Origin of the sequence: Bradyrhizobium oligotrophicum (assembly GCF_051168495.1) — a bacterium.
Classification (GTDB): Bacteria; Pseudomonadota; Alphaproteobacteria; order Rhizobiales; family Xanthobacteraceae; genus Bradyrhizobium; species Bradyrhizobium oligotrophicum_A.
On sequence record NZ_JBNPVB010000004.1, the window covers coordinates 168,943 to 189,416 of the forward strand.

The following is a 20,474-nucleotide window of genomic DNA, read 5'->3' on the forward strand; positions in this document are numbered from 1 at the left end:
CTGAAAAGGGACGACGTGGATCTCACATTCATTCCGCCGCGGCAATGGCGGATCGTCAGATCCACAGACCATCGATGTGTTCGCACGAAATCCCGCGGTTGAAAAGCTCTTGACTTCGAGATTGAAAGCGCGCGCGTCGCGTTCAGATCCCGATCGCGTTGATCATCTGGTCCATCGTGCGCGACGGCTCGGCACAACCGGCCTCGCCGACGATCTTCGCCGGTACGCCCGCGACGGTGACGTTGTTCGGCACCGGCTTCACGACGACCGATCCCGCGGCAATGCGCGCGCAATGGCCGACCTCGATGTTGCCGAGGACCTTGGCGCCGGCGCCGATCAGCACGCCGTGACGAATCTTCGGATGACGATCCTCGTTCTCCTTGCCGGTGCCGCCGAGCGTTACGCCGTGCAGGATCGAGACATTGTCCTCGATGATCGCGGTCTCGCCGCAGACGAAGCCGGTGGCATGGTCGAGGAAGATGCCGCGCCCGATCCGGGCTGCCGGATTGATGTCGGTCTGGAACACGGCCGACGAGCGGCTCTGCAGATAGAACGCGAAATCCTTGCGGCTGTTGCGATGGAGCCAATGTGCCAGCCGATGCGTCTGCAGCGCATGGAAGCCTTTGAAGTAGAGCAAGGGATCGATGAAGCGCGAGGTCGCCGGATCGCGGTCGTAGACCGCGACGAGATCGGCGCGAAACGCATGCCCGAGATCGGGCTCGTCGCGCAGCGCGTCGTCGAAGGTCTGGCGGATCAGGTCGCCGGACAGGGCGGAATGATCGAGGCGGTCGGCAACGCGATGCACGACCGAATCTTCCAGCCGGGCGTGATGCAGCACGGTCGAGTAGATGAACGTCGCCAGCTCGGGCTCGCGCCGGACGATCTCTTCGGCTTCGTGGCGGATCCGATCCCAGATCGGATCGAGCGTCGCCAGCTTTCCGCTCTGAGGATGGGTCTGATGCATAGCCATGGCTACTTCTCGCAACGTTCGGTGGGCAGGCATTATAGCACGGCGGATGGAATGGTGTCCTATGCGAGCCACGCGAAGCCGTCAGTCCATTCCCGCCAGCAGCTTCCCAGAGAACACGGGATTGAGACATTTCCGTTACGCCGATCCGTGACGCCGAGGTCGTGCCGGCGTTCCCGCAAGGCCCGGCAGTCGGCTCAAGGTGGTCAGCCGGAACCGGAAATCAAGCCGCCAGTCCCACGTACCGTTCCGACCGGCCCGGCTTGAGGTCGGTCAAGCGCCGAAGCCCGCCCTGAGGCAAAAAGGAACCACCCGCGACCAGAAGCGGCGCTGCCCCCCGCTGGATCACGGGGTCAGCTTTACCATCCATCACGCTGCGTCTATTGGTAAATATGCCCTGACCACGTTTTGGCCATGGTGCTCCGAACCGGGGGACACAGGAATCAGTAACACTCAGATCCTGGACGAACGCGCATCCGAGGCCGGATCGGCCTGGCTTCCCGTCATCGTCATCCCGTTGTTCCTGGTCGCGCCGGCGCTGTGGAACGGCTACCCGCTGCTGCAATGGGACACCGGCGGCTACCTCGCGCGCTGGTACGAAGGCTATCTGGTCCCGAGCCGCTCGACCGTGTTCGGGCTCTATCTGCACTACGGCGAAGGCTCCGGCTTCTGGCTCAATCTCGGCCTGCAGGCGCTGGCAACGCTCTGGATCCTGCAGCTCACCGTGCGCGTGCTCGGGCTCGCCCAGCCGCTGCGGCTGCTGTGGATCGGCCTGCTGCTGATGCTGACCACGGCCCTGCCCTGGCTCGCCAGCATGCTGCTGACCGACATCTTCGCCGGCCTGTCGGTGCTGGCGCTGTTCATCCTGGTGACGCAGGCGCCGCGGACGTCCGTCCTGGAGAAATGCGCGCTGTTCGGCTTCGTGACCTTCGCCTCCGCCACCCACAGCGCCACGCTCGGGGTGCTGTTCGGCCTGTGCTGCGGCGGCTGGATTGCCGCACCGTTCCTGCGCCGCCAGATCGCGCTGTCCGGCCTGGTGCAGGCTAGCCTGACCATCGTCGCCGGCGCGGCCATGCTGCTGGCGGCAAACTTCGCCCTGTCGGGCCAGCTGGCGTGGACGCCCGGCGGCACCGGCGTCGCCTTCGGCCGCATGCTCCAGGACGGCATCGTCGCGCAATACCTCAGGGACCATTGCGGACGCGAAAAGCTCAAGCTCTGCCCCTATCGCAACGAGCTGCCGCCCACGGCCGACGACTTCCTGTGGGGCAACAGCATGTTCAACACGCTCGGCCGCTTCGAGGGCATGAACGAGGAGATGGGCACCATCGTCAAGCGGTCGCTCGCCGCCTATCCGCTGTGGCAGGCCAAGGCGGCGGCGGTCGCCACCGCAGAACAGCTGATGCATGTGGCGACCGGCGAAGGCACAAGCGGCTGGGTGCCGCACACCTACGGCATCATCGAGCGCTACATCCCGGCGCAGGTCCGGCAGATGCGCGCCGCGCACCAGCAGCATTGGGAGATCAATTTCGCCGTCGTCAACTGGCTGCACGTGCCCGTTGCGCTCGGCTCGATGCTGGCGGCGGCGGCCATCGCCGCTCACGCGGTCTGGCGCCGGCGCCGCGACGACATCGCGCTGCTCGCCAGCACCGTGACGCTCGCTCTGCTCGGCAACGCCGTGATCTGCGGCGTCATCTCCGGCCCGCACGACCGCTACGGCGCGCGCCTGGTGTGGATCGCGACGTTCACGGTGCTGATTGCCGCGGCCCGCTGGTTCAACGGCGAGCGCCCGGTGACGTAGCGGTAGGGTCGGCAAAGGCGCCGCCGTGGTGCTTCTCCACGCGAGATCGCAGTGGCGCCGTGCCCACCGTCTGGCCCCTGCACGTGCGGATCGACGGTGGGCACGCTGCCGCCTTCGGCGGCTGCTTTGCCCACCCGTCGCTTCAACGCCGCGCCAGGAAATCGATCGCGCCGGCCTTGTAGACCTTGTCGCCGACGGCGCGCATGTGATCGCGATTGGGGATGTCGAGCACCTCGGCGCCGGGGATGAGCGCGCCGAGCGCCGGCCCCGAACCCGACACCTCATCCGTCGTGCCGACCGCCACCAGCACCGGCACCGCGATACGGCCCGCCTCCTCGCGCGAGATCAAGCCGCGCGAGCCGCGCATGCAGGCGGCGAGCGCCAGCCGGTCCGAACGGGTCTGGTCGGCAAAGGCGCGGAAGGTGCGCCCCACGGGATCGGTGACGTCGTCGAGCGACGGCGCCTCGAGCGCTGCGGCGACATTCTCGCCGGGGCCGCCGCCCTCGATCATCGCCATGCCGATGCCGCCGAAGATCGCGGAGCGCAGCCGCTGCGGCGTGCTCAAGGCGATATGCGCGGCGATGCGGCCGCCGAGTGAATAGCCCATGACGTCGGCGGATGCGATGCCGAGATGATCCATCAGCGCGGTGACGTCGCCCGCCATCTCCGCGATCGCATACGCCGCGGGATCGTACAGCTTGCCCGACTCGCCGTGACCGCGATTGTCGAGCGCTATGACGCGGCGGCCGGCCTTGCGCAGCTCGGAGACCCAGGCCGGATAGACCCAGTTCACGTTCTTGGTCGAGGCGAAGCCGTGCACGAGCACGATCGGATCGCCCTCTCCCTCATCGATGAAGGCGATTTCGACGGCGCCGTTGTGGAAGCTCGGCATCGGTGCAGGTCCCGAGAAGCTGGAGTGGCAATGACGGGACGAAGTCTAGCCGCAGGGCGCGGCGGCGGCCAGTTCGGCACGGGCAGCGGCGGCCTGCATGCGACGCAGCCGGCGCCGCTTGCCGCGGTCGATCCAGCCTTGCGCCGCGCGCTCGGTCATCGACTTCAGCGAGGCGACCACGCCGAGCAGCGTCATCAGGGCGCTGAACAGCCACAGCGCAAGATTGAAGGCGCCGGCGGTGAGCAGCAGCGCACCGCGGCCGAGCAGCTTGAGGATGGCGCGGGTCTGGCCGCCCTTGGCTTCGGCAAGCCGGGCGGCGCGGGCAATGTCCTTCGGCCCTTCGGCGAGCTTGAGCGAGTCCAGCGCGCCGCGCGTTCCCGCCTTCTCGGTGATGCGGCCGACATCCTTGGCCAGCCGTACCAGCGCGCCGGCCTTCTCGGCCCGGAAGGCCGCCCGGATCGCGGTCGCGGTCGCGCCCGGACGCAGCACCGAGCCCGAGGCGACCGCCTGCTGCAGCACCGGTGCATCGACCACCTCGCGCGCGGACCGACCGGCCCAGGCCGCCAGACCCTCGCCGAGCCGGCCGACCTTGCGCGCATCCTTGACCAGGGTCAGCCCGGCCCGCACCGGGGCGGCACCGCCGGCCGAGACATAGGTCGCGGCGGTCACGGCGAGGCCGGCGGTGGCCAGCCCCAGCACCAGGCGGTCGGTCTCCTCGCCCATCACCAGATGCTTGCCTTCGCGCACGGCGTCGCGGATGTCGCCGAATACGAACAGATCGCCTGCGACGGTGCCGGACAGGCTCGCGACATCGTCGGCCTGACCGGTGACGAGCCCGGTCGCAAAGCGCCTGGCAACGCTCGACGGCGCCTTCTCCGCGGCGACGGCCTCGTTGACGCGCTGGACCTGGGCCTCATCGAGCGCGACGTGATGATCGCTCGCCAGCGCCACAAAGCTCTCGGCGAGATCGGGATCGCCGGCGGCGAGCGCGTCCTCGATGTTGCGGGCAATGCGTGCCGGGTCGCTCTGCAACAGCGACGCGACCTGAAGCTCGGACAGCCGCGCCGGATCGTCCTGCGCCGCAACGACGGCGAGCGACGCCTGCGCATGCGGCCACAGCGCAGCGCCGAACGCGGCACTGGCGGCAAGGCCGGTCACGGCCAGGCTGAGCTTCCACTTGATTCGCATCACTTGAACAGCATCCGGATCACGCCGCCTTCACGTTTTCGCGCAGAGCACTGCGCGTAGAGAGATAAGATGTCCGGCCCGGGACACAACGGCCCCGACGAAAGAAGGGCTTCTCTGCGGCGGCGGGTTTGTGTCGAATCCACAGGCGCGAAAATAACAGCATGCGTCACACCCAACGCAGGTTCCCAACCCGAGGAATTGGCCTTATGGCTCAGCGTGCTGCGCCGCCGTCGCGTGACGGCATGGCGCGTCCGTTCTGTCCTGTCGGCCGATTCCCCCGCGCTGATTCGATCTGCTCTTCTTGCCACTCGAGGTGAAACCGATGGCCGATAACATCGTCCCGCATTTCCACAATGATGCCGGAGTTCCGGTCATCGAAATCGGCTCGCATGAGTTCATGTGCGTGGGCGCCAATCCGCCGTTCGACCATCCGCACGTGTTCCTCGATCTCGGCAACGACAAAGAGATCATCTGCCCGTACTGCTCGACGCTGTACCGCTACGCGCCGGACTTGGCTGCCGGCGACGCCCGGCCGCCGGAATGCGTGCTGAAGGACGTCGCCTGATCGGCGCGTCGTGGCATTGCGGACCGTTGCGGTCGCGGGGGCCGGGATCGGAGGCCTGACGGCAGCGCTGGCGCTCGCCACCAAGGGCTTTCGCGTCGTCGTGCTGGAGAAGGCCGAACGCCTCGAGGAAGTCGGCGCCGGCTTGCAGCTCTCCCCCAATGCGAGCCGCATCCTGATCGATCTCGGCTTAGGGCCGAGGCTCACGGCGCGCGCCGTCGTGCCCGAGGCCGTCAGCATCATGAGCGCACGGGCCGGCGGCGAGATCGCGCGGCTGCCGCTCGGCGATGCCGCGAGCGTGGCGGCCGGCGCCCCCTATTGGGTCATCCACCGCGCCGATCTCCAGGCCGCGCTGGCGGCCGAGGCGATGGCGCATCCGGACGTCGAGCTCAGGCTCGGCTGCCAGTTCGAGGACGCTGCGGCCCATGCCAAGGGCCTCACCGTGGTACATCGCCGCGGCAATGAGCGCGGCCAGGACGTCGCGCTGGCGCTGATCGGGGCCGACGGGGTGTGGTCGGCGGTGCGGCACCATCTGTTTCCGCAGGTCCGCGCCGAATTCTCCGGGCTGATCGCCTGGCGCGGCACCCTCGATGCGCGGCAATTGCCGCGCGAATATACGGCAGCGCGGGTGCAGCTCTGGATGGGGCCGGACGCCCATCTCGTCGCCTACCCGATCTCCGCCGGCCGCCAGGTCAACGTCGTGGCCGTGGTGCCGGGGACCTGGAACCGGCCGGGCTGGAGCACCGAGGGCGACCCGAACGAACTGAAGGCCGCGTTCGGCCCGCCGCGCTGGCCGGCGGCGGCGCGGCTGCTGCTCAATGCGGTCGACGGCTGGCGCAAATGGGCCTTGTTCGGGGTGCCCGAAGGCATCGAATGGAGCAAGGGCAATGTCGCGCTGCTCGGCGACGCCGCACACGCCATGCTGCCGTTTGCGGCGCAGGGCGCCGGCATGGCGATCGAGGACGCCGCGGTGCTCGCCAAGACCCTGAGCGAGGCACGTTCCGACGGGCCGGCCGCGGTCGAGAGCGCGCTGAAGCTGTACACCAAGTTGCGCCGTCCCCGCGTGGGCCGGGTCCAGCGCACCGCCCGGAGCCAGGGGCGGATCTATCACATGGCAGGTCCCCTCGCGCTCGCCCGCGACCTCAGCATCAAGGCGCTCGGGCCGCAGCGGCTTTCGGCGCGGCAAAGCTGGATCTACGATTGGCGGCTCTAGGGTAGTTGGCTCAGTAGACAGAGACGTCGCGCGGCGAGGTCGCCGCCGCGCCGGAACGGGTCGAGGCCATCGGCCGCGCGTTGCGCGCCGGCTTGGCGGGCTTGCCGCCCTTCGCGGCCACCGGCGCCGGCGGCGTCTCCACGCATTTGTTGCGGCGCCAGGCCTCCTCAGCGAGTTGAGACTGGCCGCGGACGGCCACGTAATCATTGCGATACGCGACCTCGGCCACCACGACCCCACCGGCCCCGGTCTCCGCCTTGGCCATCAGGCCCTGCACCTCGGCGGTCCGGGCCGCGAGGGCCTTGCGTTCCGCTTCGAGCTGCTTGCAGTCGTAGAGTTCGTATTTGGCCGGATCGGCGAAGGCCGTCGACACGCTGTCGCTCATGCCGGCGCAGCCCGACAGCAGCGCTGCAAGAGCGAACAATCCCGCGGCGAGCGCGATGCGGTGGGAGCCCGGGCAATGGCAGTCGGTGGTCATGAAGCCTCGATCTTGGACGTTTTAACGCTTTGTGCCATCGCTGGCCGAACCGGCCCGGTCAGCGATGCCCCCTCCCAGCGGCGGCCCCGCCGGAGCACGCCGTCGGCCCCTCAGCCCGCTGCAACCCCGGCGCCGGCGTCCGCCAGAATCGTTTTTGCCTGATCCCGTCGTGCCTTACAACGACCGCCTCGTCCATGTCTCGTCGATGTCTTGCACCATGCCGTGGCCGACCATGTGACCGCAAACGTATCGTCAATGGAGCGCGGCTCACGTCGCTCGGTCCGGACGCCAATTCAAGCAGGTGGTGACGGCCGGATTGAGGCTTTACCAGGGCGGGCGCCTTGGCTTAAGCAGAGCTTGGCTTAAGCAGAGGATGAGCCAAGGAGCCGCACGCAACCTCATTCCGGATCGAGGGATGATGCGCTAGGTCTCTGATCCCAAAGGCGGACGTGGCGGAACGGGTAGACGCAAGGGACTTAAAATCCCTCGATGGCAACGTCGTGTGGGTTCGAGTCCCACCGTCCGCACCAGGCTCGCGGCGCAAGGCCGGCTCCATCAGAACGGTCACGGTCGCCTCAGCGAGTTCGCCCCTGGCCGCCACTGCCGGTTGCAGCGGGAAACCTGCCGTTAACCAAACCACGATCAAGTTGATCGCGATCGCCGCCTCACCGGCGCGGTGACGTGAGGCGGCGATGGCGCGCGCGGCGCGCGCCGCGACCGAGCGCGAGCCGTGATTGAGAGACACGATGCTGGGATTCCGCAACCGCAAGACCGATCATCAGGATGCCTCACCCGCGTTCGATCCGGCCGAATACGAGGCGTTCCAGGACGCGCTGGCGCAGTGCCTCGACGACTGGGCGGCAGGCCGGCTCAACCGCGACGTCGCCGATGTCGACGCCGCCGCCCTGCGCGCCCGGCTCAAGCCGCAGCTGATCGAGGCCATCCATCGGCTCGGCACCGCGCTCACGGCCCGCGCGTCTCAGGACCTCGATGCCATCGTCGACATCTGCATCAACAGCAACGAGGCCTCGATCAGCGCGGCACGCCTGATCGGCGCCTCGAACAATCAATCGGAGCGCTGCCAGGGCCTCGCCTCGGCGTCCGTCGAAATGCAGGCGTCGGTGCAGACCATCAGCTCGACCTCGACGGCCGCCGCTCACGAAGCCGCTGCGACCCGCCGCGCCGTCGAAGACAGCGTGGCCGCGGTGCGCGGCACGCTGCAGACCATGAACGGCATCGCAAGCTCGGTGCGCGACACCTCAGCCAAGATCGCCGATCTCAGCGCGGCCTCGGCGGAGATCGGATCGATCGTCGGCACCATCGACGCGATCGCCAACCAGACCAATCTGCTGGCGCTGAACGCCACCATCGAGGCGGCGCGGGCCGGCGAGTTCGGCCGGGGTTTTGCCGTGGTCGCGGCCGAGGTGAAGAACCTGTCGCAGCAGACCACCAAGGCGACGGAGGACATCAAGGGCCGCATCGAGCGGCTGCAGGCCGAAATGAGCGGCATCGTCGAGGCGATGGCCGGCGGCGCCAAGGCGGTCGAGGTCGGCATGACCGAAATGACCAACCTGGCCCAGACGATCGATCAAGCCGGCGCGCGAACCGCAACGGTGAGCGCCAAGATGGACGAGATTTCCGGCATCCTCGCCGAGCAGGCGGCGGCGACCGACGAGGTGGCGCAGGGCATCACCATCATCGCCGACCTCGCGACCGCCAACGCCAACGAGGTGATGTCGCTCGCCGACACCATGGGCCGGACCGACGCCAAGGTCGGCAAGATGCTCGGCGAAATCTCCAAGCTCTCGCTCGACGGCCAGATCGTGAAACTCGCCAAGGCCGACCACGTGATCTGGAAGAAGCGGCTGGTCGACATGTCGGTCGGACGGCTGCAGCTGCGGGCCGACGAGCTCTCCGATCATCACACTTGCCGGCTCGGCAAATGGTACTACGGCGAAGGCGGCCAGCGCTTTGCCGGCGACCCGGCGTTCCGCAGCCTCGAACGCCCGCACGAGGCGGTGCATCGCCACGGCAAGGAGGCCGCCCGCCTGTTCAGTTCGGGGCGTATCGAGGACGCGCTCAACGAGATCGGCAGGGTCGAGGTCGCGTCCACCGAGGTGCTGGCCGCGCTGGACCAGATCAAAGCGTAGGCGGCACGACGGACGCGTCCACCCTACTCGGTCTTGTCGACGTTCCAGAACACCGGCACCGCCTGCCCTTCGAGCACGCCGGTCACCGACTTGCGCCAGGCGCTCGGCATGAACCATTGCCCGAGCGGCACGTAGATCACCTGCTCGTAGATCTCCTGCTGAATCTCGGCGGCGATCCGCTTCTGGTCCTCGGGCTTGCTGGCCTTGGCGAAGGCGTCGCGCAACTCCTCCATCTTGGGATCGTCGGGCCAGCCGAACGGGCTCTTTTGTCCGCGCGCGCTGACGAAGGTGCTGCCGATCGGATTGCCGGAATCGGCGATCACCGAATTGGTGAAGAACATGTTCCAGCCGCCCTCCTTGGGCGACTTCTGGCTGGCGCGCCGCGTCACCACGGTCTGCCAGTCCGTCGTCTGCAGATCGACCTTGAAGCCCGCATCGCGCAGCAGTTGCGCCGCGATGATCGGCTGCGCCTTCAGGGTGATCGCGTCTCCCGGCGCGAGGATCACGACGGGTGTCCCGTCGTAGCCGGACTCGCCGAGCAGCTTCCTGGCCTGGGCCATGCCGTTACCCTTGACGAGGGTCTCCGAGCCGACGTCAGCCTCGAGCGGCGTGCCGCAACCGAACACCGCGCCGCAGATCTTGTAGTATTTGGGGTTGCCGACCAGCGCATCGAGCACGTCCTTCTGGTTCAGCGCCAGGAAGGCTGCGCGGCGGACCTTCACATTGTCGAACGGCGGAAACAGGAAGTTCATCCGCCCCAGCGTCTGGTAGCCGAACTTGTTCAGGACGTTCATCGTAAGATCGGGATTGGCCGACAGCACCGGCTCGAGATCGAGCGGCGGAAACTCCATGAAGTCGATGTCGCCGGATTGCAGCGCATTCACTGCGGTCTGCGCATCGGGCATCGCGATCCATTCGACGCGATCGACCTTGACGACCTTGCCGCCGGCGGTCCAGCTCGGCGGCTCCTTGCGCGGCACGTAGTCGGTGTTCTTCTCGTAGACGGCCTTCACGCCGGGCTGAAATTCGGCTTTGACGAACTTGAAGGGACCGGAGCCGACCTGCTCGGCGATCTGCTGGTTCGGCGGCGTGTCCGCCAGGCGCTTCGGCATCATGAAAGGCACATAGGACGACGGCTTGCCGATCGACTCAAGCACGAGCCCATAGGGCTCTTTCAGCTTCAGCGTGATGGTCTTGGCGTCCGTCGCCTCCAGCGAGGCCGTCGCCTCCATCAGCTTCTGCCCCATGCTGTCGTTGCGGCTCCAGCGCTTCAACGAGGCGACGCAATCCTCGGCCGTCACCGGCGTGCCATCGTGCCACTTCAGGCCGTCGCGCAGAATGAAGGTGTAGGTGAGCTTGTCGTCCGAGACCTTCCACTCCGCCATCTGCGGCTGGACCTGAAACTTGGCGTCGGTCCCGAGCAAGGTATCATAGACCATGTAGCCATGGTCGCGGGTGATGTAGGCCGGCGTGAACACGGGATCGATCACGCGCAGATCCGAATGCATGACGGCCGTGATCGTCTTCTTGCCGGCCGCCAGCGCCTGGGTCGCCATGCCCGCCGACACGGCGATGACCGAAGCAACAAGACATGAAACGAGCGCGGATGATGTCCGGCGCGAAATGTGTGACATGCGATCTCTCTTGACGTGAGCTTCCATCGGATGGCCCTGACATCGATCAGGGCGTTGCGAGCCGTCCTGCGTCACGTGCGCAAACGCCGGGCAAACAGTTCGCCACAACGAGAGTTGCAGCAGTTCCATCGCCGGTCAATCGCCATGCGTGCATGGGCAACGTCGCAGATCAGCGCACGCGCGACGATGCGTCCCGCCATTTGGAACTCGGGCGTCACTGATCCGTTGTTGGCGCAAGCAAGGAGCATGACGATGCCGCATCAAGCCGCCGAATCGCAGGACTGTCGACGCCCCCCTGCACCGATCCGCAGCAGCACGACGCCACCCCTGGATCAGATCAAGCCGCCCCTGAACGTCGACGGCCTCGAGGCCGTGCGCGATCCAAACTGCTGAAGGATGATGTCGTAGACCGTCTGTCCCCAAAGTCGCTTTCGCGCCGGCCGCGGCCGCAGACGGCGGACACCGCCAACGACAATGCGGCGGAGTCGCCTCCGCCGCATTGGGTTTCCGCTTCGAACGCGCCCTACTCGCTCTTATCGACGTTCCAGAACACTGGCGTGGCCGGGCCATCGAGGATGCCGGTCAGCGACTTGCGCCAACCGGCTGGGACCAGGTACTGGCCGAGCGGGATGTAGATCACCTTCTCGTAGTTCTGCTTCTGGATCTCGGTCGCGATCTTCTTCTGCTCGTCCGGCGAGGTTGCGCGCGCATAGGCGTCCCGCAGCTTCTCGATCTCGGCGTCCTCGGCCCAGCCGAACCAGCCGCCCTTGGTGCCGCGGCCACCGACCGACACGTTCGCCACGGGATTGGCGACGTCGGCGCCGACCCAGTTGGTGAAGAACATGTTCCAGCCGCCTTCCTTGACCGGCTTCTGGCTGGCGCGCCGCGTCACCACGGTCTGCCAGTCGGTCGCCTGCAGGTCGACCTTGAAGCCGGCTTCACGGAGCAGCTGCGCCGAGACAATCGGTTGCGCCTTCAACGTGGTCACGTCCCCTGGCGCCATGATCGCGATCGGCGTGCCGTCATAGCCGGATTCGGCGAGCGCCTTCTTGGCCTCGGCCATGCCGTTGCCCTTGATCAGCGTCTCGGCGCCGATGTCGGTCTCGAGCGGCGTGCCGCACACGAACACCGCACCGCAGACCTTCTGGTACTTCGGATTGCCGACCAGCGCGTCGAGCACGTCCTTCTGGTTCAGCGCCAGGAAGGCGGCGCGGCGGACCTTCACGTTATCGAACGGCGGGTTCAGGAAGTTCATGCGGCCGAGCGTCTGGTAGCCGAACTTGTTCAAGACATCGATCTTCAGATCGGAGTTCGCCTCGAGCACCGGCAGCATGTCGTAGGGAAGGTTCTCCATGAAATCGATGTCGCCGGACTGCAGCGCGTTCACCGCGGTCTGTGCATCCGCCATCGTGATCCACTCGACGCGGTCGACCTTCACGACCTTGCCGCCCGCCGTCCAGCTCGCCGGCTCCTTGCGCGGCACGTAGTCGGTGTTCTTCTCGTAGACCGCCTTCACGCCCGGCTGGAATTCCGCCTTGACGAATTTGAATGGACCCGATCCGATCTGCTCGGGGATCTGCTGGCCCTGCGGCGTCTCGGCGAGACGCTTCGGCATCATGAAGGGCACCAGCGAGGACGGCTTGGCGATCGACTCCAGGACGAGACCGTAGGGCTCCTTCAACTTGAGCACGATGGTCTTGGCATCCGGCGCCTCGAGGCTGGCCGTGAAGTCCATCAGCTTCTGGCCCATGCCGTCATTGCGGCCCCAGCGCTTCAGCGAGGCGACGCAGTCCTCCGCCGTGACGTCAGTGCCGTCATGCCATTTCAGGCCGTCGCGCAAGGTGAAGGTGTAGGTCAGCTTGTCGTCGGAGACCTTCCAGTCCGCCATCTGCGGCTGGATCTTGAAGTTCGAATCGGTCGCCAGCAGCGTGTCGTAAACCATGTAGCCATGGTCGCGGGTGATGTAGGCCGTGGTGAAGCCGGGATCGATGACGCGGAGATCGGAATGCATCACCGCCGTGATCGTCTTCTTGCCGGCAGCGAAGGCCTGCGTGCTCAGCGCCGTGGAGAGCGAAAGCATGGAAACGGCGAGGCTCGTGGCGAGCATCAGACGTTTCCAGCGCGGGATGTGCAACATTACGGAGTCTCCTAAAGGCGTGGTTGACCTGAAACTGATCAGATTCGGATCATTCGTTGGGCGTGCAGATCAATCCTTGGGCGAACTAACACGCTGTAAGTCGTGAGCTTTCGACACTTGCAGAGGTCGTCTTGCGCGTCAATCCGCATTCAGTGCATGCCGCTCTCGGCGCAGAATGCCGTTAACGGCTGCATAGCCTGCCTTTACAAAGCGCGCGCGACCATCGTCTTGTGGCGCGAGATTCACGACAAGGCCTCGAGAGAGCACACATGAACCCAGCCGCCCTTCCCTTTGATACCGAAGCCATGCTGCAGGGCCTGCGCGGCTGGGTCGAATGCGAGAGTCCGACCTGGGACGCCGTCGCCGTGGAACGGATGCTGGACCTCGCCGCGCGCGACATGGCGATCTCGGGTGCGACGATCGAACGCATCGCGGGACGCCAGGGCTTCGCCGGCTGCGTCCGCGCCCGCTTCCCGCACCCGAAGCAGGGCGAGCCGGGCATCCTGATCGCCGGCCACATGGATACCGTTCACCCCATAGGCACCCTGGCCAAGCTGCCTTGGCGCCGTGACGGCAACAAATGTCATGGGCCCGGAATCTGCGACATGAAGGGCGGCAACTACCTCTCGCTGGAGGCGATCCGCCAGTTGATCAAGGCAGGCGTTACGACGCCGCTGCCGATTACCGTGCTGTTCACGCCGGACGAGGAAGTCGGCACGCCTTCGACCCGCGACATCATCGAAGCCGAGGCCCGGCGCAACAGATACGTGCTGGTGCCCGAGCCGGGCCGTCCCGACAACGGCGTGGTGACCGGCCGCTATGCGATCGCCCGCTTCGATCTCGAAGCCACCGGACGGCCGAGCCATGCCGGCGCGCGGCTCGCTGCGGGGCGTTCCGCCATCCGGGAAATGGCGCGGCAGATCCTCGCCATCGACGCCATGACGACGGAGGACTGCACCTTCTCGGTCGGCATCGTGCATGGCGGTCAATGGGTCAATTGCGTGGCCACGACCTGCACCGGCGAAGCGCTGAGCATGGCCAAGCGGCAGGCCGACCTCGATCGCGGCGTCGAGCGCATGCTGGCACTGTCCGGCACCACCGACGACGTGACGTTCAAAGTGACGCGCGGCGTCACCCGGCCGGTCTGGGAGCCGGATTCCGGAACCATGGCGCTGTACGAGAAGGCGCGGGACATCGCCGAGCAGCTCGGGCTGTCGCTGCCGCATGGTTCGGCAGGTGGCGGTTCCGACGGCAACTTTACCGGCGCGCTCGGTATTCCCACGCTCGACGGCCTCGGCGTCCGCGGCGCCGACATGCATACGCTCAACGAGTACATCGAGATCGACAGCCTCGCCGAGCGCGGCCGCCTGATGGCCGGCCTGCTCGCAAGCCTATCATAGGGCTTCGAAGCCGTTTCGCCCGCGCAGCATGGGCAAAGCAGCCGCCGCAAGGCGGCACCGTGTCCACCGTCGGTCAGCACGTTGAGGCCAGACGGCGGGCACGGCGTCACTGCAATCCCATGTGTAGAGACAGCACAGCAGCGCCTTCGCCCACCCTACCGTTCCAACAATACCTGCTGCGGAGCAGCGCGGTTTCATTTTCCGGCACCAATAGCGGGCCGGCGTACAATCATGTTGCGACGCACTCAAGATGGCATGCGGTTTGCAAAGTTTCGTAAAATGCGCCGGAAAGTTGCCGCGACATTGTTCGCAGGTGCGATGCATCCGAGCGATCGGGACGCATGTCTCATCAGCGTGCATGCGCATGCAGGCCAGCAGCAGAGATCTTGAAAGCGATGAACAACGGTGACATGCAGACTTAACTCACGCCATCCCGTCAACTCACGACATTCCGCGCACCGTCCCCGCACCATGACAACGGTTCTCTCAAGATGATCGGTTATCTGCTCCGCCGTATCCTCGCATCCATCCCGGTGATGGGCGTGGTGGCGCTGTTCGTGTTTCTCCTGCTGCGGCTGACGCCCGGCGATCCCGCGGCGATTCTCGCCGGCGACAACGCCACGCCCGAGCAGCTCGAGCGCATTCGCACCACGCTCGGACTGAACGAGCCGCTCTACATCCAGTTCTTCAGCTGGATCAATCAGCTCCTGCACGGCGACCTCGGCGTGTCGCTGATCTCCAAGGTGCCGGTGCTGCAGATGATCGGCCAGCGCATCGAGCCCTCGATTTCGGTTGCGATCTCGACCATCATCCTGTCGATCCTCGTTGCCGTCCCGCTCGGCGTCATCGCCGCCTGGAAGCACGGCACCTGGATCGACCGTTTCGTGATGGGCCTGTCGGTGCTCGGCTTCTCGGTGCCGGTCTTCGTGATCGGCTACATCCTGATCCAGCTGTTCGCGATCAATTTGCGCTGGGTCCCGGTCCAGGGATTCAAGAGCCTGAGCGTCGGCTTCGGACCGTTCTTCGAACGCATCATCTTGCCGACATGCGCGCTGTCCTTCATCTACGTCGCGCTGATCGCACGCATGACGCGGGCCGCCATGCTCGACGTGCTCGGCGAGGATTTCGTGCGCACCGCCCGCGCCAAGGGCGTCAGCGAGGTCGCGGTGCTGCTGCGCCATGCGCTGCGCAACGCCGCCGTCCCGGTCATCACCGTGATCGGCTCGGGCTTCGCGCTGCTGATCTCCGGCGTCGTCGTCACCGAGAGCGTGTTCAACCTGCCGGGCATCGGCCGCCTGACGGTCGACGCGGTGCTGGCGCGCGACTATCCGGTCATCCAGGGCATGATCCTCCTGACCTCGTTCATCTATCTCGCGGTCAATCTGCTGATCGACCTCGCCTACACGCTTCTCGATCCCCGTATCCGCTACTGAGGCCCTATTCCGATGGCAATCGTCACCACTCCTGAGCCGTCGATCCCGGTCACCACGCGGCTCGGCCCCCGGTTCGGCTTTCTGACCTCGACCCCGATCATCGCCGTGGCCACGGTGTGCCTCGCGCTGATCGTGATCGTCTCGGTGCTGGCGCCGCTGCTCGCGCCCCATGATCCGGTGCTGCTCGCGCCGTCGCAGCGGCTGAAACCGTCGAGCGCGCAATTCCTGCTCGGCACCGACGCCTATGGCCGCGACCTGCTGTCGCGCACGATCTATGGCGGCCGCATTTCGCTGCTGGTCGGTGTCGGCGCGGCCGTCATCTCGATCGCGATCGGCCTCGTGATCGGTCTCGTCTCCGGCTTCTTCCGCTGGGTCGACGCCATCATGATGCGCGTGATGGACGGCCTGATGGCGATCCCGAGCATCCTGCTCGCCATCGCCGTGGTCTCGCTGTCGGGCGCCAGCGTCGGCACGGTCATGATGGCGATCACGATCGTCGAGATCCCGCGCGTCGCCCGCCTCGTCCGCTCGGTCGTGCTGACGGCGCGCGAGGAGCCCTATGTCGAGGCTGCCATCTCCTTGGGCACCTCGATGCCCAAGATCATGTGGCGGCATCTGATGCCGAACACGGTCGCGCCGCTGATCGTCCAGGGCACCTACATCTGCGCCGCCGCCATTCTCACCGAGGCGATCCTGTCGTTCCTCGGCGCCGGCATCAGCCCGGAGACGCCGACCTGGGGCAACATCATGGCCGAGGGCCGCTCCTACTTCCAGATCAAGCCGTCGCTGATCTTCTGGCCGGGCCTGTTGCTGTCGATCGCGATTCTCTCGATCAATTTGATCGGCGACGCCGCGCGCGACGCGCTCGACCCGCGCATGAAACAGCGCGAGGGCGTGAAGTGACAAACATTGTTGCCGTCATTGCGAGCGCAGCGAAGCAATCCAGGGCTGCACCCAGGACTCTGGATTGCTTCGTCGCTTCGCTCCTCGCAATGACGGAGGAGATAGAAAGCCCCGGATGTCGATGCGCTCATCCGGGCCACGCATTCCTCGCCACGGCGACCGAGACCTGAACACATGACCGACACCATCCTCGACATCGACAACCTCGTCGTCGCCCTCGGCAAGACGAAGAATCCGAACGGCCCGCGCATCATCGACGGCGTCTCGATCAAGGTCGAAAAAGGCGAGACGCTCTGCGTCGTCGGCGAGAGCGGCTCCGGCAAATCGGTGACCTCGCTGACCACCATGGGCCTGCTGCCGAAGAATGCGCTGCATGCCGTCGGCGGCAGCGTCAAGCTGGTCGGAGAGGAGCTGCTCACCGCCAGCGATCGGCGTCTGCGCGAACTGCGCGCCACGCGGATGGCGATGATCTTCCAGGAGCCGATGACCGCGCTCAATCCGGTCGTCCATGTCGGCCGCCAGATCGACGAAGTCTTACGCGCACATACGTCCCTCGACGCGCGGACACGGCGCAAGCGGATCCTCGACATGATGGAGCAGGTCCGCCTGCCCGACGTCGAGCGCATCTTCGCCTCCTACCCGCACCGCCTCTCCGGCGGCCAGCGCCAGCGCATCATGATCGCGATGGCGCTCGTGCTGGAGCCAAAGCTCCTGATCGCCGACGAACCGACCACCGCGCTCGACGTCACCACCCAGAAGCAGATCCTGACCCTGATCCGCGACCTGCAGCGCGATCACGGCACCGCGGTGCTGTTCATCACCCACGACATGGGCGTCGTCGCCGAGATCGCCGACCGCGTCGCCGTCATGCGCCAGGGCCGCCTGGTCGAGACCGGCCCGCTCGACAAGATCCTGCGCAGCCCCGAGATGGACTACACGCGCAATCTGCTCGCCGCGGTTCCGAGCCTCATCCCCCGCCCGCCGCGGCCCACGACCAAGGAACCGGTGGTGCTGGAGACCACCGAGCTCGGCAAGACCTATCGCGAGCGCTCGTTCCTCGGCAAGGCACGCGAGGTCGTCGCCGCGCAGGACGTGACGCTCACTTTGCGCAAGGGCCGCACGCTCGGAATCGTCGGCGAAAGCGGCTCCGGCAAATCGACGGTCGCGCGCTGCATCGTCCGCCTGATCGATCCGACCGCGGGCGGCGTCCGCCTCGCCGGGCACGAAATCTCGATCCTGACCCGCCGTCTGCTGCAACCGCACCGCAAGCGCATCCAGATCGTGTTCCAGGATCCGTACCGTTCGCTCAATCCGCGCATCACCGTCGGCGAGAGCATCGCCGAGGGACCGATCAACTACGGCACGCCGCACAACAAGGCGATCGCGCGAGCCCGCGAGCTGCTCGAGCTGGTCGGCCTGCCGGCGGACGCGATCTCGCGCTATCCGCATCAGTTCTCCGGCGGCCAGCGCCAGCGCATCGCGATTGCGCGTGCGCTCGCGCTCGATCCGGACGTGCTGGTGGCGGACGAAGCCGTCTCCGCGCTCGACGTCTCCGTGCAGGCGCAGGTGCTGGAGCTGCTCGACGAGATCCAGCGCCGGCTCGGCATCGCGATCCTGTTCATCACGCATGATTTGCGTGTCGCCGCGCAGATCTGCGACGAGGTCGTCGTGATGCAGAAGGGCCGCATCGTCGAGCAAGGGCCCGCCGGCGAGATCCTGACCCATCCGAAGGAAGCCTACACGCGGTCGCTGCTCGAAGCCGCGCCCGGCCGCAATTGGGATTTCGCGAACTTCCGGCCGGTATCCGAGGCGGTGGCGTAAGGCTGTAGCTGTAGGGTGGGCAAAGCGGCCGCCAAAGGCGGCAGCGTGCCCACCGTCGATCAGCAACCTCGGGGTTGAGACGGTGGGCACGGCGCCACAACGATCTCGCGTGGCGAGACAGCACGGCATCGCCTTTGCCCACCCTACGCGCTCCGTCATCTTGACCCGCTGCGCGCTCTGTCATCTTGGCCCGCATGCAAAACGGCATCGCTCGTTTGCTTGCACCTTGCGCGAGGCCCGGTCTAACGTCGCCCTTCACGTCAACGACCTGAGGCGGACTGATGACGCGCGTCGCGATCGGCGGCTTTCTGCACGAGACCAATACCTTTGCACCGACCAAGGCGGACTACGACGCCTTCATGCATGGCGGCGGCCGTGGCTCGATCGCTGATGCCGCGAGCGTGCTGACCACGATGCGTGACATCAATGCGGGCCAGGCCGGCTTCATCGCGGTCGCCGAAGCTCGCGGCTGGGACATCGTTCCCACCATCGCTTGCGCGGCGAGCCCGTCCGCCCACGTTACCAAGGACGCGTTCGAACGAATCACCGGCGCGATAGTGGAGCGCATCGTCGCCGCCGGCCCGCTCGACGGCGTCTATCTCGACCTGCACGGCGCGATGGTGGCCGAGCATCTCGACGACGGCGAGGGCGAGATCCTCGCGCGCGTGCGCAAGGTGATCGGGCCCGGCGTGCCGCTGGTCGCGAGCCTCGACCTGCATGCCAACGTCACGCCCGAGATGATCGCGCACGCCGATGCGCTGATCGCCTACCGCAAATATCCGCACACCGACATGGCCGACACCGGCCGCGCCAGCGCCGAACATCTCGCGCTGCTGTTGAACGCGAAGCAACCGCTGGCCAAGGCGTTCCGGCAGCTGCCGTTCCTGATCCCGATCAGCTGGCAATGCACCAACGACCAGCCGACCAAAGGCATCTACGAGAAGCTGGCTGCGCTGCAGAGCGAGGCCGTGCCGACGCTGTCGTTCGCGCCGGGCTTTCCGGCCGCTGATTTCGCCCATTGCGGGCCCAGCGTCTTCGCCTATGGCCGCACGCAGGCCGACGCCGATGCCGCCGCGGATGCGATCGCCGCCATCGTCATGGGCCATGAGGACGATTTCGACGGCCGCATCTACACGCCCGACGATGGCGTGCGCCATGCGATGACGCTGGCGAAGACGGCGACGCGGCCGATCGTCATCGCCGACACCCAGGACAATCCCGGCGCCGGCGGCGATTCCGACACCACGGGCATGCTGCGCGCACTGGTGCGCAACCGTGCCAGCCGCGCCGCGATCGGCATGATCTACGATCCGCAAGCGGCGCTGGCGGCCCATGCGGCCGGCGAAGGCGCGACCGTGACCTTGGCGCTCGGCGGCAAGAGCGGCATTCCCGGCGATGCACCGTTCGAGGAGAGCTTCATCGTCGAGAAGCTGTCGGACGGCCGCTTCATCGCGCCCGGCCCGTTCTATGGCGGTCGCAAGATGGAGATGGGCCCGTCGGCGGCGTTGCGCATCGGCGGCGTCCGTGTCGTCGTCTGCTCGCACAAGGCCCAGCTCGCCGATCAGGAAATGTACCGCTACGTCGGCATCGAGCCGACCGAGCAGGCCATTCTCGTCAACAAGAGTTCGGTGCATTTCCGCGCCGATTTCGAGCCGATCGCGGAAACACTGCTGATCTGCGCCGCGCCCGGCGCGATGCCCGCCGATCCCTCCACCCTGCCCTGGAAGAACTTGCGCCCGGGCATTCGGCTGAAGCCGAACGGACCTGGGTTTGGAGGTGCGGGATGAGTCGTCGTCGGATCCAGTTGGGGCCTCATGGTTCTCACCACACGCATATCGAACCGACGTCCCTCACCTCGTGCACTGCTTTCTACCCTCATCCTGAGGAGCCCGCCCCAT

General features: G+C 66.6%; 16 protein-coding genes and 1 tRNA gene. 11 read left to right on the forward strand and 6 right to left on the reverse strand.

Translation table 11 applies throughout. From position 1 onward, the window contains the following. Window positions 1-142 precede the first annotated feature (142 nt). Window positions 143-970 carry a serine O-acetyltransferase gene (gene cysE, locus ACQR1B_RS10125; RefSeq protein WP_434831075.1) on the reverse strand — a complete coding sequence of 276 codons (828 nt, stop codon included), beginning with the start codon at window positions 968-970 and terminating at the stop codon, window positions 143-145. Between the two features lie 454 nt (window positions 971-1,424). Here cysE and ACQR1B_RS10130 point away from each other — a divergent pair, with 454 nt between their 5' ends. Then, window positions 1,425-2,765, forward strand: coding sequence for a hypothetical protein (locus ACQR1B_RS10130; protein ID WP_434831210.1), 1,341 nt, complete (start codon window positions 1,425-1,427; stop codon window positions 2,763-2,765). A gap of 142 nt (window positions 2,766-2,907) precedes the next feature. Here ACQR1B_RS10130 and ACQR1B_RS10135 read toward each other — a convergent pair whose 3' ends face one another. Together ACQR1B_RS10135 and ACQR1B_RS10140 are read right to left on the reverse strand one after the other, a co-directional pair. Beyond that, on the reverse strand, window positions 2,908-3,657 hold the full coding sequence (locus ACQR1B_RS10135) for an alpha/beta fold hydrolase (RefSeq protein ID WP_434831074.1): 750 nt from the start codon (window positions 3,655-3,657) through the stop codon (window positions 2,908-2,910). Window positions 3,658-3,702: 45 nt separating this feature from the next. Further along, window positions 3,703-4,845, reverse strand: a complete 1,143-nt coding sequence (locus ACQR1B_RS10140; protein WP_434831209.1) for a hypothetical protein — start codon at window positions 4,843-4,845, stop codon at window positions 3,703-3,705. 322 nt (window positions 4,846-5,167) lie between these two features. Between ACQR1B_RS10140 and ACQR1B_RS10145 the strand changes: the two genes are divergently transcribed. Both ACQR1B_RS10145 and ACQR1B_RS10150 read left to right on the forward strand, forming a co-directional pair. After that, the gene (locus tag ACQR1B_RS10145) at window positions 5,168-5,410 is read left to right on the forward strand and encodes a zinc-finger domain-containing protein (RefSeq protein ID WP_434831073.1); all 243 of its coding nucleotides are present in this window, start codon (window positions 5,168-5,170) and stop codon (window positions 5,408-5,410) included. A gap of 10 nt (window positions 5,411-5,420) precedes the next feature. Further along, window positions 5,421-6,620, forward strand: coding sequence for an FAD-dependent monooxygenase (locus ACQR1B_RS10150; protein WP_434831072.1), 1,200 nt, complete (start codon window positions 5,421-5,423; stop codon window positions 6,618-6,620). Window positions 6,621-6,630: 10 nt separating this feature from the next. On the opposite strand, the gene ACQR1B_RS10155 is transcribed toward ACQR1B_RS10150, so the two are convergent. Further along, on the reverse strand, window positions 6,631-7,098 hold the full coding sequence (locus tag ACQR1B_RS10155; RefSeq protein ID WP_434831071.1) for a hypothetical protein: 468 nt from the start codon (window positions 7,096-7,098) through the stop codon (window positions 6,631-6,633). A gap of 443 nt (window positions 7,099-7,541) precedes the next feature. On the opposite strand from ACQR1B_RS10155, the gene ACQR1B_RS10160 reads away from it, so the two are divergent. Together ACQR1B_RS10160 and ACQR1B_RS10165 are read left to right on the forward strand one after the other, a co-directional pair. Continuing rightward, a tRNA-Leu gene (locus ACQR1B_RS10160) sits at window positions 7,542-7,628 on the forward strand. A gap of 216 nt (window positions 7,629-7,844) precedes the next feature. Further along, entirely contained in the window at window positions 7,845-9,248 is a 1,404-nt protein-coding gene (locus tag ACQR1B_RS10165; protein WP_434831070.1) for a methyl-accepting chemotaxis protein, read from the forward strand. Between the two features lie 23 nt (window positions 9,249-9,271). Here ACQR1B_RS10165 and ACQR1B_RS10170 read toward each other — a convergent pair whose 3' ends face one another. Beyond that, window positions 9,272-10,882, reverse strand: coding sequence for an ABC transporter substrate-binding protein (locus ACQR1B_RS10170; RefSeq protein WP_434831069.1), 1,611 nt, complete (start codon window positions 10,880-10,882; stop codon window positions 9,272-9,274). 30 nt (window positions 10,883-10,912) lie between these two features. Here ACQR1B_RS10170 and ACQR1B_RS10175 point away from each other — a divergent pair, with 30 nt between their 5' ends. Beyond that, window positions 10,913-11,275 (forward strand): hypothetical protein, encoded by a 363-nt coding sequence (locus ACQR1B_RS10175; RefSeq protein WP_434831068.1) that lies wholly within the window; start codon window positions 10,913-10,915, stop codon window positions 11,273-11,275. A 130-nt stretch (window positions 11,276-11,405) separates the two neighbouring features. Here the strand turns inward: ACQR1B_RS10175 and ACQR1B_RS10180 are convergent, their stop codons facing one another. Next, complete coding sequence (locus ACQR1B_RS10180; RefSeq protein WP_434831067.1) at window positions 11,406-13,019, reverse strand: ABC transporter substrate-binding protein; 1,614 nt, start codon at window positions 13,017-13,019, stop codon at window positions 11,406-11,408. A 269-nt stretch (window positions 13,020-13,288) separates the two neighbouring features. Here ACQR1B_RS10180 and ACQR1B_RS10185 point away from each other — a divergent pair, with 269 nt between their 5' ends. The 5 genes from ACQR1B_RS10185 to ACQR1B_RS10205 all read left to right on the forward strand — a co-directional run bounded on the left by ACQR1B_RS10185 (window position 13,289) and on the right by ACQR1B_RS10205 (window position 20,363). Then, window positions 13,289-14,419 (forward strand): M20/M25/M40 family metallo-hydrolase, encoded by a 1,131-nt coding sequence (locus tag ACQR1B_RS10185; RefSeq protein WP_434831066.1) that lies wholly within the window; start codon window positions 13,289-13,291, stop codon window positions 14,417-14,419. Between the two features lie 491 nt (window positions 14,420-14,910). Beyond that, window positions 14,911-15,852, forward strand: a complete 942-nt coding sequence (locus ACQR1B_RS10190; protein WP_434831065.1) for an ABC transporter permease — start codon at window positions 14,911-14,913, stop codon at window positions 15,850-15,852. 12 nt (window positions 15,853-15,864) lie between these two features. Then, on the forward strand, window positions 15,865-16,755 hold the full coding sequence (locus ACQR1B_RS10195) for an ABC transporter permease (RefSeq protein WP_434831064.1): 891 nt from the start codon (window positions 15,865-15,867) through the stop codon (window positions 16,753-16,755). Window positions 16,756-16,929: 174 nt separating this feature from the next. Further along, on the forward strand, window positions 16,930-18,576 hold the full coding sequence (locus ACQR1B_RS10200; protein ID WP_434831063.1) for an ABC transporter ATP-binding protein: 1,647 nt from the start codon (window positions 16,930-16,932) through the stop codon (window positions 18,574-18,576). A gap of 281 nt (window positions 18,577-18,857) precedes the next feature. Then, entirely contained in the window at window positions 18,858-20,363 is a 1,506-nt protein-coding gene (locus ACQR1B_RS10205) for a M81 family metallopeptidase (RefSeq protein ID WP_434831062.1), read from the forward strand. The last annotated feature ends 111 nt before the right edge of the window (window positions 20,364-20,474 follow it).

What these genes read in the sequence shown, in the direction of transcription:
- ACQR1B_RS10155 (WP_434831071.1), bottom strand. Translation starts at nt 7,098, where the DNA reads ATGACCACCGACTGCCATTGCCCGGGCTCCCACCGCATCGCGCTCGCC.
- ACQR1B_RS10185 (WP_434831066.1), top strand. Translation starts at nt 13,289, where the DNA reads ATGAACCCAGCCGCCCTTCCCTTTGATACCGAAGCCATGCTGCAGGGC.
- ACQR1B_RS10200 (WP_434831063.1), top strand. Translation starts at nt 16,930, where the DNA reads ATGACCGACACCATCCTCGACATCGACAACCTCGTCGTCGCCCTCGGC.
- ACQR1B_RS10190 (WP_434831065.1), top strand. Translation starts at nt 14,911, where the DNA reads ATGATCGGTTATCTGCTCCGCCGTATCCTCGCATCCATCCCGGTGATG.
- cysE (WP_434831075.1), bottom strand. Translation starts at nt 970, where the DNA reads ATGGCTATGCATCAGACCCATCCTCAGAGCGGAAAGCTGGCGACGCTC.
- ACQR1B_RS10205 (WP_434831062.1), top strand. Translation starts at nt 18,858, where the DNA reads ATGACGCGCGTCGCGATCGGCGGCTTTCTGCACGAGACCAATACCTTT.
- ACQR1B_RS10165 (WP_434831070.1), top strand. Translation starts at nt 7,845, where the DNA reads ATGCTGGGATTCCGCAACCGCAAGACCGATCATCAGGATGCCTCACCC.
- ACQR1B_RS10195 (WP_434831064.1), top strand. Translation starts at nt 15,865, where the DNA reads ATGGCAATCGTCACCACTCCTGAGCCGTCGATCCCGGTCACCACGCGG.
- ACQR1B_RS10170 (WP_434831069.1), bottom strand. Translation starts at nt 10,882, where the DNA reads ATGTCACACATTTCGCGCCGGACATCATCCGCGCTCGTTTCATGTCTT.
- ACQR1B_RS10140 (WP_434831209.1), bottom strand. Translation starts at nt 4,845, where the DNA reads ATGCGAATCAAGTGGAAGCTCAGCCTGGCCGTGACCGGCCTTGCCGCC.
- ACQR1B_RS10145 (WP_434831073.1), top strand. Translation starts at nt 5,168, where the DNA reads ATGGCCGATAACATCGTCCCGCATTTCCACAATGATGCCGGAGTTCCG.
- ACQR1B_RS10180 (WP_434831067.1), bottom strand. Translation starts at nt 13,019, where the DNA reads ATGTTGCACATCCCGCGCTGGAAACGTCTGATGCTCGCCACGAGCCTC.
- ACQR1B_RS10175 (WP_434831068.1), top strand. Translation starts at nt 10,913, where the DNA reads ATGGCCCTGACATCGATCAGGGCGTTGCGAGCCGTCCTGCGTCACGTG.
- ACQR1B_RS10135 (WP_434831074.1), bottom strand. Translation starts at nt 3,657, where the DNA reads ATGCCGAGCTTCCACAACGGCGCCGTCGAAATCGCCTTCATCGATGAG.